The 12778-nt window shown below is 59.4% G+C and carries 13 protein-coding genes and 1 tRNA gene; 7 read left to right on the plus strand and 7 right to left on the minus strand.

Annotated elements, in window-relative coordinates; translation table 11 throughout:
- Positions 1–3: 3 nt before the first annotated feature.
- Positions 4–759: an N-formylglutamate amidohydrolase gene (locus ACXAC3_RS15675; protein ID WP_475162058.1), complete on the minus strand. Its 756-nt coding sequence runs from the start codon at positions 757–759 to the stop codon at positions 4–6.
- 155 nt (positions 760–914) lie between these two features.
- Here ACXAC3_RS15675 and ACXAC3_RS15680 point away from each other — a divergent pair, with 155 nt between their 5' ends.
- On the plus strand, positions 915–1784 hold the full coding sequence (locus ACXAC3_RS15680; RefSeq protein ID WP_475162061.1) for a MurR/RpiR family transcriptional regulator: 870 nt from the start codon (positions 915–917) through the stop codon (positions 1782–1784).
- Between the two features lie 840 nt (positions 1785–2624).
- Here the strand turns inward: ACXAC3_RS15680 and ACXAC3_RS15685 are convergent.
- Positions 2625–3299, minus strand: a complete 675-nt coding sequence (locus tag ACXAC3_RS15685) for a TIGR04283 family arsenosugar biosynthesis glycosyltransferase (protein WP_475162064.1) — start codon at positions 3297–3299, stop codon at positions 2625–2627.
- A 72-nt stretch (positions 3300–3371) separates the two neighbouring features.
- Between ACXAC3_RS15685 and ygfZ the strand changes: the two genes are divergently transcribed.
- Together ygfZ and ACXAC3_RS15695 are read left to right on the plus strand one after the other, a co-directional pair.
- Positions 3372–4109: a CAF17-like 4Fe-4S cluster assembly/insertion protein YgfZ gene (gene ygfZ, locus ACXAC3_RS15690; RefSeq protein WP_475162067.1), complete on the plus strand. Its 738-nt coding sequence runs from the start codon at positions 3372–3374 to the stop codon at positions 4107–4109.
- Between the two features lie 106 nt (positions 4110–4215).
- A complete protein-coding gene (locus ACXAC3_RS15695; protein WP_475162069.1) occupies positions 4216–5160 on the plus strand; it encodes an ABC transporter transmembrane domain-containing protein in 945 nt (314 codons plus the stop codon).
- 57 nt (positions 5161–5217) lie between these two features.
- Here the strand turns inward: ACXAC3_RS15695 and efp are convergent, their stop codons facing one another.
- On the minus strand, positions 5218–5781 hold the full coding sequence (efp, locus tag ACXAC3_RS15700; RefSeq protein ID WP_039525334.1) for an elongation factor P: 564 nt from the start codon (positions 5779–5781) through the stop codon (positions 5218–5220).
- A 218-nt stretch (positions 5782–5999) separates the two neighbouring features.
- Between efp and ACXAC3_RS15705 the strand changes: the two genes are divergently transcribed.
- Positions 6000–6320, plus strand: coding sequence for a DUF6280 family protein (locus ACXAC3_RS15705; protein WP_037310273.1), 321 nt, complete (start codon positions 6000–6002; stop codon positions 6318–6320).
- Positions 6321–6386: 66 nt separating this feature from the next.
- Here the strand turns inward: ACXAC3_RS15705 and ACXAC3_RS15710 are convergent, their stop codons facing one another.
- Positions 6387–6956, minus strand: a complete 570-nt coding sequence (locus tag ACXAC3_RS15710; protein WP_475162071.1) for a cobalamin biosynthesis protein CobQ — start codon at positions 6954–6956, stop codon at positions 6387–6389.
- Positions 6957–7017: 61 nt separating this feature from the next.
- On the opposite strand from ACXAC3_RS15710, the gene ACXAC3_RS15715 reads away from it, so the two are divergent.
- Positions 7018–8475 (plus strand): cobyric acid synthase, encoded by a 1458-nt coding sequence (locus tag ACXAC3_RS15715; RefSeq protein WP_475162073.1) that lies wholly within the window; start codon positions 7018–7020, stop codon positions 8473–8475.
- A gap of 3 nt (positions 8476–8478) precedes the next feature.
- On the opposite strand, the gene ACXAC3_RS15720 is transcribed toward ACXAC3_RS15715, so the two are convergent.
- The 3 genes from ACXAC3_RS15720 to ACXAC3_RS15730 form a co-directional block, all read right to left on the minus strand.
- Positions 8479–9294, minus strand: a complete 816-nt coding sequence (locus ACXAC3_RS15720; RefSeq protein ID WP_475162075.1) for a hypothetical protein — start codon at positions 9292–9294, stop codon at positions 8479–8481.
- A gap of 74 nt (positions 9295–9368) precedes the next feature.
- On the minus strand, positions 9369–10787 hold the full coding sequence (locus tag ACXAC3_RS15725; protein ID WP_475162077.1) for a TolC family outer membrane protein: 1419 nt from the start codon (positions 10785–10787) through the stop codon (positions 9369–9371).
- Positions 10788–10883: 96 nt separating this feature from the next.
- Positions 10884–11537: a protein-L-isoaspartate O-methyltransferase family protein gene (locus tag ACXAC3_RS15730; RefSeq protein WP_475162079.1), complete on the minus strand. Its 654-nt coding sequence runs from the start codon at positions 11535–11537 to the stop codon at positions 10884–10886.
- A gap of 240 nt (positions 11538–11777) precedes the next feature.
- On the opposite strand from ACXAC3_RS15730, the gene ACXAC3_RS15735 reads away from it, so the two are divergent.
- Both ACXAC3_RS15735 and ACXAC3_RS15740 read left to right on the plus strand, forming a co-directional pair.
- Entirely contained in the window at positions 11778–12365 is a 588-nt protein-coding gene (locus tag ACXAC3_RS15735) for a hypothetical protein (protein ID WP_475162081.1), read from the plus strand.
- Positions 12366–12672: 307 nt separating this feature from the next.
- Positions 12673–12746: transfer RNA gene (locus tag ACXAC3_RS15740), tRNA-Cys, on the plus strand.
- Positions 12747–12778 lie beyond the last annotated feature (32 nt).

The raw sequence follows: 12778 nt of genomic DNA on the forward strand, positions 1-12778 counted from the left end.
TGATCACACCGCTTTCCTTTCCTGAAATCCGGCCAGCGTCCTGCTGATCCAGGGCACAAGACATTCGGCTGCGGCGATCTGCTGAGCGGGCGTGCGGATCAGATCGTTGCGCAGCTCGATCATGACGTTCAGCAACCCGTTGGGCAGCGCCTGAGTATCCAGCGTATGCGCGACCCCGTCCGCGGCCGAATAGGGTTCGTTCAACCGCGTGATGAATGGCAGTTCGGCAGGGGCCGTTGCCATCATCGCCTGCGCGAACCTGTCGTCCCGCCCATGCAGCAGACCCAATTCAACCTCTCGCTTCTGGCCAAGGTAGACCGGCGTGAAACTGTGCATCGTGACCATCAGCTCAAGCGAGGGCCGATGCCGGTCGATCTGAGCCGAAAGCGCCTGCGAAAAGGGCTGGTAGATGCCGTCGATCCGGGATTTGCGTTCCTCTGGTGATAACGCTGCGTTGGCAGGGATGGCGTAGTTTTCGCTTTTGACAGGCATCGCGCCTGCGGCTTCCGGCGGGCGGTTGCAGTCGTAGACCAATCGCGAAACGCCGCCATAAACCAATGGCGCAGACAGACGCGCCGCCATCAGCTTTGCGACGGCAAGGGCCCCCGGATCCCAGGCTATATGGCTGTTCCGCGCTTCAGGCGTCAGCCCCATATCCCCCAGATACTCCGGTATCCGTCTGGACGCGTGTTCGCACACCAGCACCACCGAAGGCATGCCGTTCGCCGTATCCGTGTGAACAACCGTTCCAAAATCCAAGTTTCAGCCCTGCGATTCCAAGAAATCTCCCTGCGGAAAAATTTCCACACGAGACATTCACCTGTCAATAATTTTCCTGTACAAATCTCACCACACTTGATCACGCTGAAAAATTATTCACACTGCGCAGGAAACCAAAGCAGGAGGACGCTTGAGTGCGGGTAACGGACAGGCTGCTGGCGCACCGGGAAAAGATGACCCCATCCGAACGGCAACTGGTCAGCGTTTTGCTGGATGACTACCCCATGGCGGGCCTTGGCAGTATTACGGAACTGGCCAGCACGGCCTCGGTGTCCACGACGACCGTGGCGCGCATGCTGCAAAAAACCGGCTTTGGCGGGTATCCCCAGTTTCAGGCCGCCCTGCGCGGCGAAGTCAAAGAAATGATTTCGGGGCCTGTCGCCAAACGCGACCTATGGCAAAACGATCTGCCCGAAGAACACATCCTGAACCGCTATTCCCAGCAGACACTCGCCAACCAGAAACGCACGATAGACGAAGTTGATCCGGCCGAATTTGACAGTTTCTGCAACCTGCTATGCGATCCCGACCGGCGCATTTTCATAACGGGCGGGCGCATCACCGGCACATTGGCGCAATATCTGTACCTGCACTTGCAGATGATCCGCCCGGATGTGCGCCTGCTGCCTTTCGCCGCCTCGTGGACCCACGACCTGCTGGATGTCCGCAAGGATGACGTGTTGATCGCTCTGGATGTGCGCCGCTACGAGAACTCTACCCTGCTGATCGGTCAGTTGTGCCACGAACGCGCCGCAGAGATCGTGCTGTTCACCGATCAGTGGCGCTCGCCCATTCACCGACTGGCCAAACACACCTTCGCCGCGCGCATCGCTGTTCCCTCTGCGTGGGATTCGATGGCGGCCATTTTGATGCTGATGGAATGCGTCATCGCCGAAGTACAGGAACGCCTTTGGGATTCGGTCAAGGAACGTACGGACGAACTGGAACAGGCGTTTGACCGGACCAAGCTGTTCCGGAAATTTGGCCAAAGTTCCGGCTCTTAAGGCGTTTCTCCGTAAGAAAGCTACAACTGCCCGTGAGGAGTGTTGCCAGCGCGCGGGCGGACGGTCACTTTGGAGCCATGACGTTTGTGACCGAAAACCAGCTGCCGCTGCTGATCCTGTTTTTCCTGATCGGATCGGTCGGCACGGCATTTCTGTTTCGCAAACCGGCCGGTCACCGGGCGTGGAAACTGGCCGATCTGGTCTGGGTCGTGCTGGGCGGTATCGGTGCGCTGGTGGCTGTGCTTGCGGGGCTTTACACCTCGGACAGTTCGCGGCTGGACCGGCAGATAGACGTGGCTTATGCCGCTACGCTGGCCTTTGATCGGGACGCGGCACGGTTCCGTCTGAGGTTCTGTGATCCCGCCTACGATCCGGACACGACCGTTTTGTGCGAAAAGGTCGAGTTTCTTTCCGCCTCAACCGCCAGCAACGCGGACCTGCCCCTGTTCATCGCGGTGACCAATGAAGTCGCCCCGCTGCAAGGGCTGCAATTCCTGTTCGGCCGGCAGGCGAAAGACGAAAAGGACGACATGCGTGCCATGGCGGCCAAGGCGGACGCGTTCGATATCGACCAGTTTCTGGTCTTCACGACGCTGGACGACGAAACGCAGGCCGCCATCGACAACATGCGCCGCAAGGTGCCCGCTATTGCCGGGGACTATATGATCTTGGCCCAAAGCTATGATGATCTGGTTGAACAGGTCGGCAAACTGAAAGACGAATGGGAATACCTGCAGGCCAATGCGCATATTCTGGTGTTGCAGATCATCGCATTGTGCCTTGTCAGCTTTGCCGCGCCCTTCAGGCTGGGCAAGTCCATCGTTGAACTGCGCACGGCACTCAGCGCCGGTAGTCCTGCGCCAGCCGCTCCGGATCTGCCCCCAGAAAATAGCGCGTCAGAGTCCACAAATTCCGAGCCCCCCGGCGCACCCAGCCCGACCGCTCGTACCGGTCCGCCCGCGTAACCGCACAGGCGTTCAGCAGCGTTACAGCAGGCAGTGCCCGCACCAGCGCTACGTCCTCCATCAGGGGCTGGTTCGGATATCCGCCAGCGTTCTGGTAAGCCCTGCGCGGAACCAGCAGACCCTGATCGCCATAGGGCAGACCGAACACGCGGCTGCGCAGATTGGCCCAGCCCGCAACCCACGACGGTCCGAACCCTCGCGTATCGAAGGCCAGACGAAACGCTGCGGGCCTGCCCGTCGACAAATGCCCTGCGACCACGTCACCCCAGCCTTCCCGCAGAACGGTATCGGCATGCAGGACCAGCAGCCACTCTCCGCTGGCCCGCACACATCCCCGGTGCAGCTGCCCGCCGCGAGAGGGCGGGCCGGTGACGATCTCTGCGCCCGCTTCTTCTGCGATTTCAAGGGTATGATCGGCTGATCCGCCATCCGTGATGATCAGTTCCCGGATCAGGCCGGAATGCAGCCCCTCCATCAATGCCTGCAGCGTCGAAGGCAGAGTGGCCCCGGCATTCAGTGTAGGTATTACGATGCTGATTTGTGCAGGCACGGCGATACCCTCTGGTCATGTCGGCGCGAACTCCTATATCACGGGGCCAAGGGAAAAGACGAGGACCACCCAATGCCCAATCGCCGTATTCTGCGCCTGAGTGGTTCGGACACCGACAGCTTCCTGCAGGGGCTGGTCACCAACGATATCGGCGGGCTGGATCACGGGCTGGTTTATGCGGCCTTGCTGACCCCTCAGGGCAAATACCTGGCGGATTTCTTTTTGAAACGCGACGGCGATGCGGTCCTGCTGGACGTCGCCGAAAATATCGCTGATGGCTTTGTCAATCGGCTGGGCATGTACAAGCTGCGCGCCGACGTCAAAATCGAGGACAGCGGCCTGAACCTGCAACGCGGTACCGGTCCTGCGCCCGAAGGCGCCCTGCCCGACCCGCGCCACCCCGATATGGGCTGGCGGGTATACACGGCCGCTGCGGAAAGTGACGACGGCACGGATTGGGACGCCATCCGCGTGCGCCACTGTATCCCCGAAACCGGCATCGAACTGACCCCGGACAGCTATATCCTTGAGTCGGGATTCGAGGTGCTGAACGGGGTTGATTTCAAAAAGGGCTGCTATGTCGGGCAGGAAGTTACCGCCCGGATGAAACATAAGGTCGAGTTGCGCAAAGGGCTACGCAGCGTTCAGGTCGAAGGCGCGGCTCCGGTCGGGACCCAAATAACGTCAGGCGGCAAACCGGCTGGCACTTTGTTCACCCAGTCGAAGGGTCTGGGCATCGCCTACCTGCGTTTTGACCGCGCGCAGGGTAGCATGCAGGCTGCCGAGGCCACGGTCACCCTTGACGACTGATATGTTGCCGATCCGGCACGACTGAACCGCAGGTTAAGCCGACGGCGCTTGGACAAGGTCCGTTGCACTGCCAAACTGGGTTCAGTTCAATGACCCGGATCCGCATATGTTTAAGTTATACAGAGCGATCTGGCGTGCCAGCGCCGGGCGGCAGATCATCCTGATCATCTTGTCCATTGCCATTGCGGCCCTTGCCGCGGTGCCCCTGGAATTTCAGCGCGATATCGTCAACCACCTTACCTCGACGGATGTCGGCGCTGAACGGCTGATCCGGCTGGGTGCCGGTATGATGGCCGTTATCCTGCTGAGCCTGGCGCTGAAATGGTTGCTGGGGTTCCGCGCGGGCACGCTGGGCGAAGACATGATCCGGATGATCCGCCAGCGGCTGCTGGTCCGTTCGTCCGACATCGGTGAAACCGGTGAATCGATGCGCAAGGGGACCATGACCACGGCCATTTCCGCCGAAGCCGAGGAACTGGGCAAGTTTGCAGGTGGCGCCTTTTCCGATCCGGTGGTCCAGATCGGCACGCTGATCAGCGTGATCGGCTATATCTCGTCCACCCAACCGGGGCTGGGCCTGATCGCTTTTTCCATGATCGTGCCCCAGATCGTGATCGTTCTGGTATCGCAGCGCAAAGTGAACGTCTTTGTTGCCGAACGGGTCCGCATATTACGCAGCTCCACCGACAAGCTGACGACCGAGGAGATCGACGCGGTAGCGCGCGATATCGATGCCCAGTTCGACAAGATATACGAAACGCGGCGCAGGATGTTTCTGTGGAAACTGTCTGCAAAATTCCTGCTGAGCGTTATCAACGGCGCGGGCACCGTCGGGGTTCTGATGCTGGGTGGCTGGCTGGTTCTGCAGGGAAGAACAGATGTCGGTACTGTGGTGGCCGCCGTCAGTGGTCTCGGCCGTATTCAGGGCCCGACCGCGTTTCTGATCGCCTTCTATCGGCAGGTCAGTGCCAACCGCATCAAATACGAACTGATGCTGGAACTGTTTGGCCCCAACCCCGAACGGTATCGATACCTGAAACGTCGCAACTAAAAAGACCGCGCGGCTGGTACCTGCGCGGTCTTTCGTTTTTCCGGAATGGTCGCTGCGTCACGCGCGCTCGGAATATTCCATGGTTTCCGTGTTCACCACGATCATCTCATCCTGGCCGATGAAGGGCGGGACCATGACCTTTACGCCATTGTCCAGAACGGCGGGTTTGAACGAGTTCGCAGCGGTCTGTCCTTTGACCACCGGCTCGGTTTCGACGATCTTGCACGTCACTTTCTGCGGCAGCGTCGCATTCAGCGCTTCGCTTTCATAGAATTCGACCACAATTGTCATGCCGTCCTGCAGAAAAGGACGCCGCTCACCCAGCAGGTCTGAGGGCAGTTCGATCTGCTCGTAAGTCTCGGAATCCATGAACACCAGCATGCCGTCGGATTCGTACAGAAACTGCTGGTCCTTCTGCTCAAGGCGCACGCGCTCGACTTTGTCGGCGGACCGAAACCGTTCGTTCAGCTTGGACCCGTTGCGCAGGTTACGCAGTTCGACCTGCGCAAAAGCACCGCCTTTACCGGGCTTTACGTGATCCACTTTGACCGCCGCCCACAGCCCGTCATTATGCTCAAGCACGTTGCCGGGGCGAATTTCGTTCCCATTTATCTTGGGCATTACATAAATCCTTCACAAACGGTTGATGCGTCAGTTGCCGCCCCTATATCTGGCGGGATCACACCTGGCAAGACAACGACACCTAGTGCTGCACTTGCAGCAAGCTATGCAAATGACGCAACGCAACTATGCATTTTAGGTGTATCCGAATCGCACCTAATAGGTCATAAGGACCGTCACGCCGAAAATGCAAGAGCAAGAACAACAAGGAAGACGAGATGAGAGATTTCGTTGACGGCACTGCCTTTAACAATGAGCAAGGCAATCGTGCACGCAAACTTTTCGCGGCCGTTGTGTTGGCTGCGCTTGATGACGCCATTGCCGATGACAAGAAATACGGCAACGGCCCGGAACAAATCGCCCGTTGGGCGCGCTCGCGCGATGGTCGCGAAGTGCTGTCCTGCGCGGGCATCGACCCGAACGAACGGGTTGTCAGCGGACTGATGGAGTTCGTTGGCCGTGGCGTGCGAACCTCGGTCGCGCTGTCGCGTGAAGAAAGCGAGCGTCGCAATGCCGCTCAGCAGGCAGAAGCCGCCTGATCTAGGGCGACCTCTGAAGGAAAAAACGCGCTCCCGAAACCGGGGCGCGTTTTTCTTTTGGGCACGTCAAAAGAACAAGAACCACTGACGGGCGACCCAAAGTTCCGCTGCCAGAAGCACGCCAAAGAACAGCTTGGCCGTGACCGTCAGTCCTCTGTGCCAAAGCACCGCATAGGATCCTGCGCAAACCACGATGGACGCCGGGGCCACCCAAAGGGCGTGGTGCGCGCTGTCCCAATAGCTGACTGGGCTGTGAAACACCCAATCGCTCAGCGGCCAGAACTGCGGGCGACCGTCACCTGCATGCAGCAGGAAATCCAGGGTCAGATGCAGAAGGCCGGCGGCAGCGGCGACGGCCAGAAACCGCCATCCGCGCCAAAGCCCCATCAGCAACGACAGCCCCCACAGGATAAAGGAATTGTCGATGGCAAATACGGTCTGCCAGGCGGGCGAAAAATAAAGCTCGTCGAACACCACCTGTGGCGGGATGCCAAGAAGGAACAGGGACGTCCCCGCCATGAGGTATAGCGACAAATCAGGCAACAGCGACCCGATCACCGCCGCCCACAGAACCCACCCTTTCGCGGGGCGCGCAAATGCGGCGGCACCGATCAAAAGATGCGCGGGCGTGTTCATCCGGGGCTTTCCCTTTGGCCTCAAATCAGGTCATCTGCGCCCTAACGTATAGGAGACGGCCATGGTTCGCGCCATCATGATTCAGGGCACCGGCAGCAATGTCGGCAAATCGGTTTTGGTTGCCGGGCTGGCGCGGGCCTATACGCGGCGCGGGCTGCGGGTTGCGCCGTTCAAGCCGCAGAACATGTCGAACAACGCAGCGGTGACGGAAAACGGCGGTGAGATCGGGCGCGCGCAGGCGCTGCAGGCCCGTGCAGCCAAACGCGCCACGCACACGGATATGAACCCGATCCTGCTGAAACCCGAAACCGACACCGGGGCACAGATCATAATTCAGGGTCAGCGCGCGGGCACGATGAAGGCGGGCGACTATCGCAAAGACAAATCGAAACTGCTGGGCGCCGCGCTTGAAAGCTTTGACCGGCTGTGCGCCGACGCCGATCTGGTGCTGATTGAAGGAGCCGGCAGCCCGGCCGAGACCAATCTGCGCAAGGGGGACATCGCCAATATGGGCTTTGCCTGCGCCGCCGGTGTTCCTGTGGTTCTGGTGGGCGATATCCATCGCGGCGGCGTGATCGCTCAGATTGTCGGGACGCAGGCGGTTCTGGATCAACGTGATCTGGCGATGATCCGGGGTTTTGCGGTTAACCGGTTCAAGGGCGATGTGTCTTTGTTTGATGAAGGGCGCGACGATATTGCCGCGCGTACGGGATGGCCCTGCATGGGCGTGGTCCCGTGGTTCCACGATGCCTGGAAACTGCCGGCCGAAGATATGATGGACATCCGGTCGCACAGCGGCGGCACCTGCAAAGTCATCGTACCGCAACTGGAGCGTATGGCCAATTTCGACGATCTGGACCCGTTGTCAGCCGAACCCGGTGTCACGGTCGAGATTATCCCCGCCGGCCGCCCCCTGCCCGGCAACGCCGATCTTGTTCTGCTGCCGGGAAGCAAATCCACCATCGGCGATCTGGCCTATTTCCGGGCGCAAGGCTGGGACATCGACCTCTATGCCCATGTCCGGCGCGGCGGGCATGTTCTGGGCCTGTGTGGCGGTTTTCAGATGTTGGGTAAAACCATCGATGACCCTGACGGCGTCGACGGTCGCCCGGGCGCGGTTGAAGGGCTGGGGCTGCTGGACGTGACCACCGTGATGGCAGGCGAGAAACAGGTCACACTGCGCACCGCGCGCACGGTTCCGGGCGATCAACCCGTGACGGGATATGAGATTCACATGGGCCGGACCGAGGGTCCGGATTGCGACCGGGCCTGGCTTGAGATCGAAAACCGGCCAGAGGGCGCCGCTGACCGCACGGGCCGTATTCGCGGCAGTTACCTTCACGGCATCTTCTCGTCCGACGCATTCAGAGCCAGCTATCTGGAACAATTGGGCGCTGCGTCGGATCTGTCATACGAGGACGGTATCGAGGACACGCTGGACGCACTGGCGGATCATCTGGAACAGCACATGAGTTTGGATCGGCTTCTGTCGATAGCCAGCCGTCCGACCCGGTCCTAGAGATCAGTCCAGTTTTTGCTCGGCCAGCGCGCGGTACACTTCCCGCCGTACCATTTTGCGAACATTGCGCGTGATACGCTCACCCAATACGCCCTGCAATTCCTCGCGCACGACCTGCGCCACGAACTCGCGCAGCGCTTCTTCGCTCATCGTCAGGGATACCAAATGCTCCAGTTCTTCCGGAGGTTCGGTGCTTGTCAGCGCAAAGACGTCGGGATCGCGGATAAACGTCGCCGTCGCGTCGAGTTCCGTGTGCTCCAACTCGATCCCGCCTTCATCGACATTGCCACTTGTTGCCACAGCTTCGGCTTCGGCTTCGGCTTCGGCTTCGGCTTCGGCTTCGGCTTCGGCTTCGACAAACTCAGCCTTTGGACGCCATTCAAGCGGTTTGGTTGGCGTGCCGGAATAGGCGTCATCGCTGTCGCCATCGGGTTCCCACTGATCCTCGGTGCGGGCGATCGCGGCTTCCAGCGCTTCGATCTTGGCGCTCAGGCTGACGGCGGGATCGCTTTCGGGTTCCGCGTCCGTTTGCTGTTCCGCCGCCGGTTCTGCGTGCTTAACAATGTCACATGCCCGCAGGATCATCGGCTTGACCAAATCCTCGGCCCGGTACTCCGGTTTCTTTTGCGATGGCCGGGTATTTTCGTCATCCGCCGCTGGCGCACCCACCCTCAACGCGTCGGTCAGAACCAGCCTGCCCGGCTTGCGCGAAACTGACGATGCAACAAGATCGGGGACTTTCCGACCCTCTTCGGTGACCAGACGTTTGATCGAGGACAGGACGTCCTCGATACCCGAGTTTACGACTTTTTCCGTCATTGTTCTCTACCGCTCTATCCTTACGGTAGAGTGTAGCCAAACAATTCGGTCCTCACAACAGGTAGTATCGCCCCTTAGTCGCGGCGCAATGCTTTGAGGACGCGATCCAGATCCCGGCTTTGGCGGCTGACCTGCGCCGGAGCCTTCTTCACCAGATTGTAGTAAAGGGTCGGATCGTAGATTTGCACCGCCAGCCCCAGACGTTCCGCCGTCAACAGGCCCTGAGCCTGCAATAGCTGATACGCAGCCCGGGACCGTTCCGTGCGTGACGCGACCTCGGCCAGTTGCGCGTCAAGAAGATCCTGCTGAGCGTTCAGAACGTCCAGCGTGGTCCGCGCGCCCAGAGTGGCCTCTTCCCGGATACCGTCAAACGCCACCTGCGAGGCACGAACCCGCTCGGTCGACGCCCTCAGGCTGGCAGTGGCGGCCTGAAACGCGGCATACGCGTCGGCGACCCCCTGGGTGATATCCTTCTGAACATTCAGCAGGTTGGCGCGGGAGGCATCCCGCGTCGCCATGGCGCGGCGAACGCTGGCCGCCAGCCGGCCGCCAGCATAAATCGGCTGGTTAAAGCGCAGAGCAATTGTCGCGTCCTCGATATTGTCGTCGTTGTCATAGCTTTCGGTGATACCGGCATCGGCGTTCAGCGTGACATTCGGACCCAGATTGGCGCGCTGCTGCTGAACCACCAGATCCAGCGCCCGCACCTGATGCTGCGCGGACAGAATTGAAGGATGGTTGCGCTGCGCCAGGCTTACCGCCTCGGCCTCGGATCGTGGCAGGTTCGGCAGCCTCGGCTGGCCTGCCGTCCGCCCCGGCGCCTTGCCGACGGCGTTCACATATTCGGCCTGCGCAATGCTCAGGTTACCACGCGCGACCGCCAAATCCGCCTGCGAGCTTGCAAGCTGCGCCTCGGACAGCGCCACGTCCGTCCGCGTAACTTCACCGACATCGAATCGGTCCTGAGAGGCCCGGAGTTCCTCGGCCGACACATCGACGTTGTTCAGCCGGATCGCAACGGTTTCTTCCTGTAGCAGAACGCCCAAATAGGCTTCGGCCGCGCGGAACAGTACAATTTGTTCGATGTCCAGCAGGGTCTGCCTGGTGGACAGAACCGTTTCCTGTGCAGATTGCTTGCCCAGCACGGAAAACCCGCCATCGTAGATCAACTGGCTCAGCGTGAGGCCGGTGAAAAAGTTGGACGGCTCATTCCTGGTGACACCGGTGCTGGTGTCGGCCCGGGTGTAATTCTGGCTGACTTCCACCGTCCAGTTGATGATTGGCCGCAGCGCCGACAGCGCGATTGCAACGTCTTCATCCGCCGCACGCAACAACGCCCGGTTCTGCTCCAGCAATCCACTTGTATTGTAAGCTCCGATGAATGCGTCGGTCAGGTTATCGGCCCAGACCGCCCGCCCCGGCATAGCACTGAGCGCAATGCCCGCCGTCAATGCAAATGCCTTAACTAACTTCCGCCCCGTCCGTGAACGCATAACGAAATCCTTCTCAAACCAAAATTACGCTGCCCTGTGGACAGTTTGCGCGTTTGTTTTCAACTAATCAAGGCAGCGAAAATTTATGCGCTACAACTATAGCGAAAATGCACACTCGGCGGAAAAGGCCCGCAATATCGGCGCATTGGCATTGAACGCGTGGCGCCACGTGATCCGGTCGCCGGATTTGTGCCCGATGCGCACAGTTCCAAGCTCTCCTTCGACGAAAAGGCATGCAATGCGACCGTGATCCTTGAGCTGACCGATCAGGGCATCCGGCACCTGCTCAACCCCGCCTTGAATCATGATGACATCGTAAGGTCCGTGTTCCGTTGCGCCCTGATCCAGCGGCCCGACATGCACAACCGCGTTGTCGGCATCCGCTTCCATCAGAATGGTCTGTGCTTCCGCGGCGAAACCTTCGTCTTCTTCCACGGCGACCACCAATTGCGCCATGTGCGCCGCAACCGCGGTCGAATACCCCAGTCCCGGAGCGATATCCAAAACCACTTCGTCATTGGAAATATTCAGCGCATCCAACATCTTGGCCAGGGTCCGAGGCTCCAACATGCAACGCCCGCCGCCAAGCTCGATCACGCCTTCGGCATAGGCCGCTTCGCGTTGCGCATCCGGCACAAAATTCTCACGCTGGACGCTGAGCATTGCGTCGATGATGGGAAACTTTGTGACATCAGACGGGCGGACCTGTGTGTCGACCATCGTACGGCGCCGGGTTGCGAAATCTGTCATTGGATCGCTCATGTTTGTCCCAAGGGTGTTTGGCTTGTGCCATATCCGGATGAAACCGGCAACGGCTCTGGCGCTGAAACTTTTGCCCCATCGCAGGAACTTGGGCACGGGCAGAGGGCAAGGCGCAACCACGTCTTGGTTTCCCGCTGCAACATACTTCGTGCCGCCGGAACCATTCGCTCACGAAATGCACACGTGTAAAGCGTGTGAGAATGCGGCAGCCAAACAGGTATGTGACTTTTGCGCCAGAACCTGATTCTGGCGTGGCGGCATGGATATCAATCACTTGACGCGGAAATCTTGCTGAACATAGCCTGTATCAAAGTCAGAAGCCGGAAAACGGCAGGCAGAGCAGTCCTAATGAGAAAATCAATTGCGGCCCTGACGGCGCTCATCTCTATGAGCCTGCCTGCGGCATCAAAAGAAATACAGGTTATCAATGACCCCGGCGGCCGGATTCTGGATCGTAAGGTCCAGATCGAAATCGCCAACAGGACCAATGCACAGGTCCGGATCATAGGAGACTATTGTCATTCAAGCTGCACCATGCTGCTTGGCGCGGATGACGTCTGCGTCTCACCTAAAACAATGTTTGGCTTTCATGGCCCCTATCGGTCAACGCGGACGAAAATGACCGCTGATGAGTTCGACAGAAAAAGCGCCTCGCTTTCCACCTACTACCCGGGTCCGGTAAGACGCTGGTTCATGTCCAAGGCCCGGTTTGCCGGGCCCGCCGAGCTTTTGTATGTTTCCGGCGAATACCTGATTGGTCTGGGCGTAAAGGAATGCGGAAGTATTTCAACCGCATCCCGACTATCCAAGCCGTAATTTGCCTCCCGAGGCTTGAAAATGCTATTGGCGGACCCCTGAACTTCGAGCGCTCAAACTCACGACGACCAGAGCCTGCCCCGTCAAGGTTTCGGATAACAGCGTTTTGACAGGTTTGAAGGCGCGGACCGCGGTCGTAACCAACAAGAAAGCCGAGTATTTTCAAAGTCACCTTGTTTGCCGCTCTCTGGGCCAAACAAACGCAAGAACAGAACAAGGCCTGAACGCGAAGGTTTGGGCAAATGTTGGGAATATCGTATTGCGCCCATCCGGCGACTCGTTTAAAGCCCTGCTTTACACCACCTTAGGCGAGTTGGCGGAGTGGTGACGCAGCGGATTGCAAATCCGTGTACACCGGTTCGATTCCGGTACTCGCCTCCACCCTCCTGATCAAATCTCACCTCCGGCACTGG

Source organism: Ruegeria sp. ABV4_181, from assembly GCF_056158465.1.

Excerpts from the sequence above, each read along its gene's own strand:
- ygfZ (WP_475162067.1), top strand. The coding sequence starts at position 3,372 with ATGCCCAATCGCCGTATTCTGCGCCTGAGTGGTTCGGACACCGACAGC.
- ACXAC3_RS15695 (WP_475162069.1), top strand. The coding sequence starts at position 4,216 with ATGTTTAAGTTATACAGAGCGATCTGGCGTGCCAGCGCCGGGCGGCAG.
- efp (WP_039525334.1), bottom strand. The coding sequence starts at position 5,781 with ATGCCCAAGATAAATGGGAACGAAATTCGCCCCGGCAACGTGCTTGAG.
- ACXAC3_RS15705 (WP_037310273.1), top strand. The coding sequence starts at position 6,000 with ATGAGAGATTTCGTTGACGGCACTGCCTTTAACAATGAGCAAGGCAAT.
- ACXAC3_RS15710 (WP_475162071.1), bottom strand. The coding sequence starts at position 6,956 with ATGAACACGCCCGCGCATCTTTTGATCGGTGCCGCCGCATTTGCGCGC.
- ACXAC3_RS15715 (WP_475162073.1), top strand. The coding sequence starts at position 7,018 with ATGGTTCGCGCCATCATGATTCAGGGCACCGGCAGCAATGTCGGCAAA.
- ACXAC3_RS15720 (WP_475162075.1), bottom strand. The coding sequence starts at position 9,294 with ATGACGGAAAAAGTCGTAAACTCGGGTATCGAGGACGTCCTGTCCTCG.
- ACXAC3_RS15725 (WP_475162077.1), bottom strand. The coding sequence starts at position 10,787 with ATGCGTTCACGGACGGGGCGGAAGTTAGTTAAGGCATTTGCATTGACG.
- ACXAC3_RS15730 (WP_475162079.1), bottom strand. The coding sequence starts at position 11,537 with ATGACAGATTTCGCAACCCGGCGCCGTACGATGGTCGACACACAGGTC.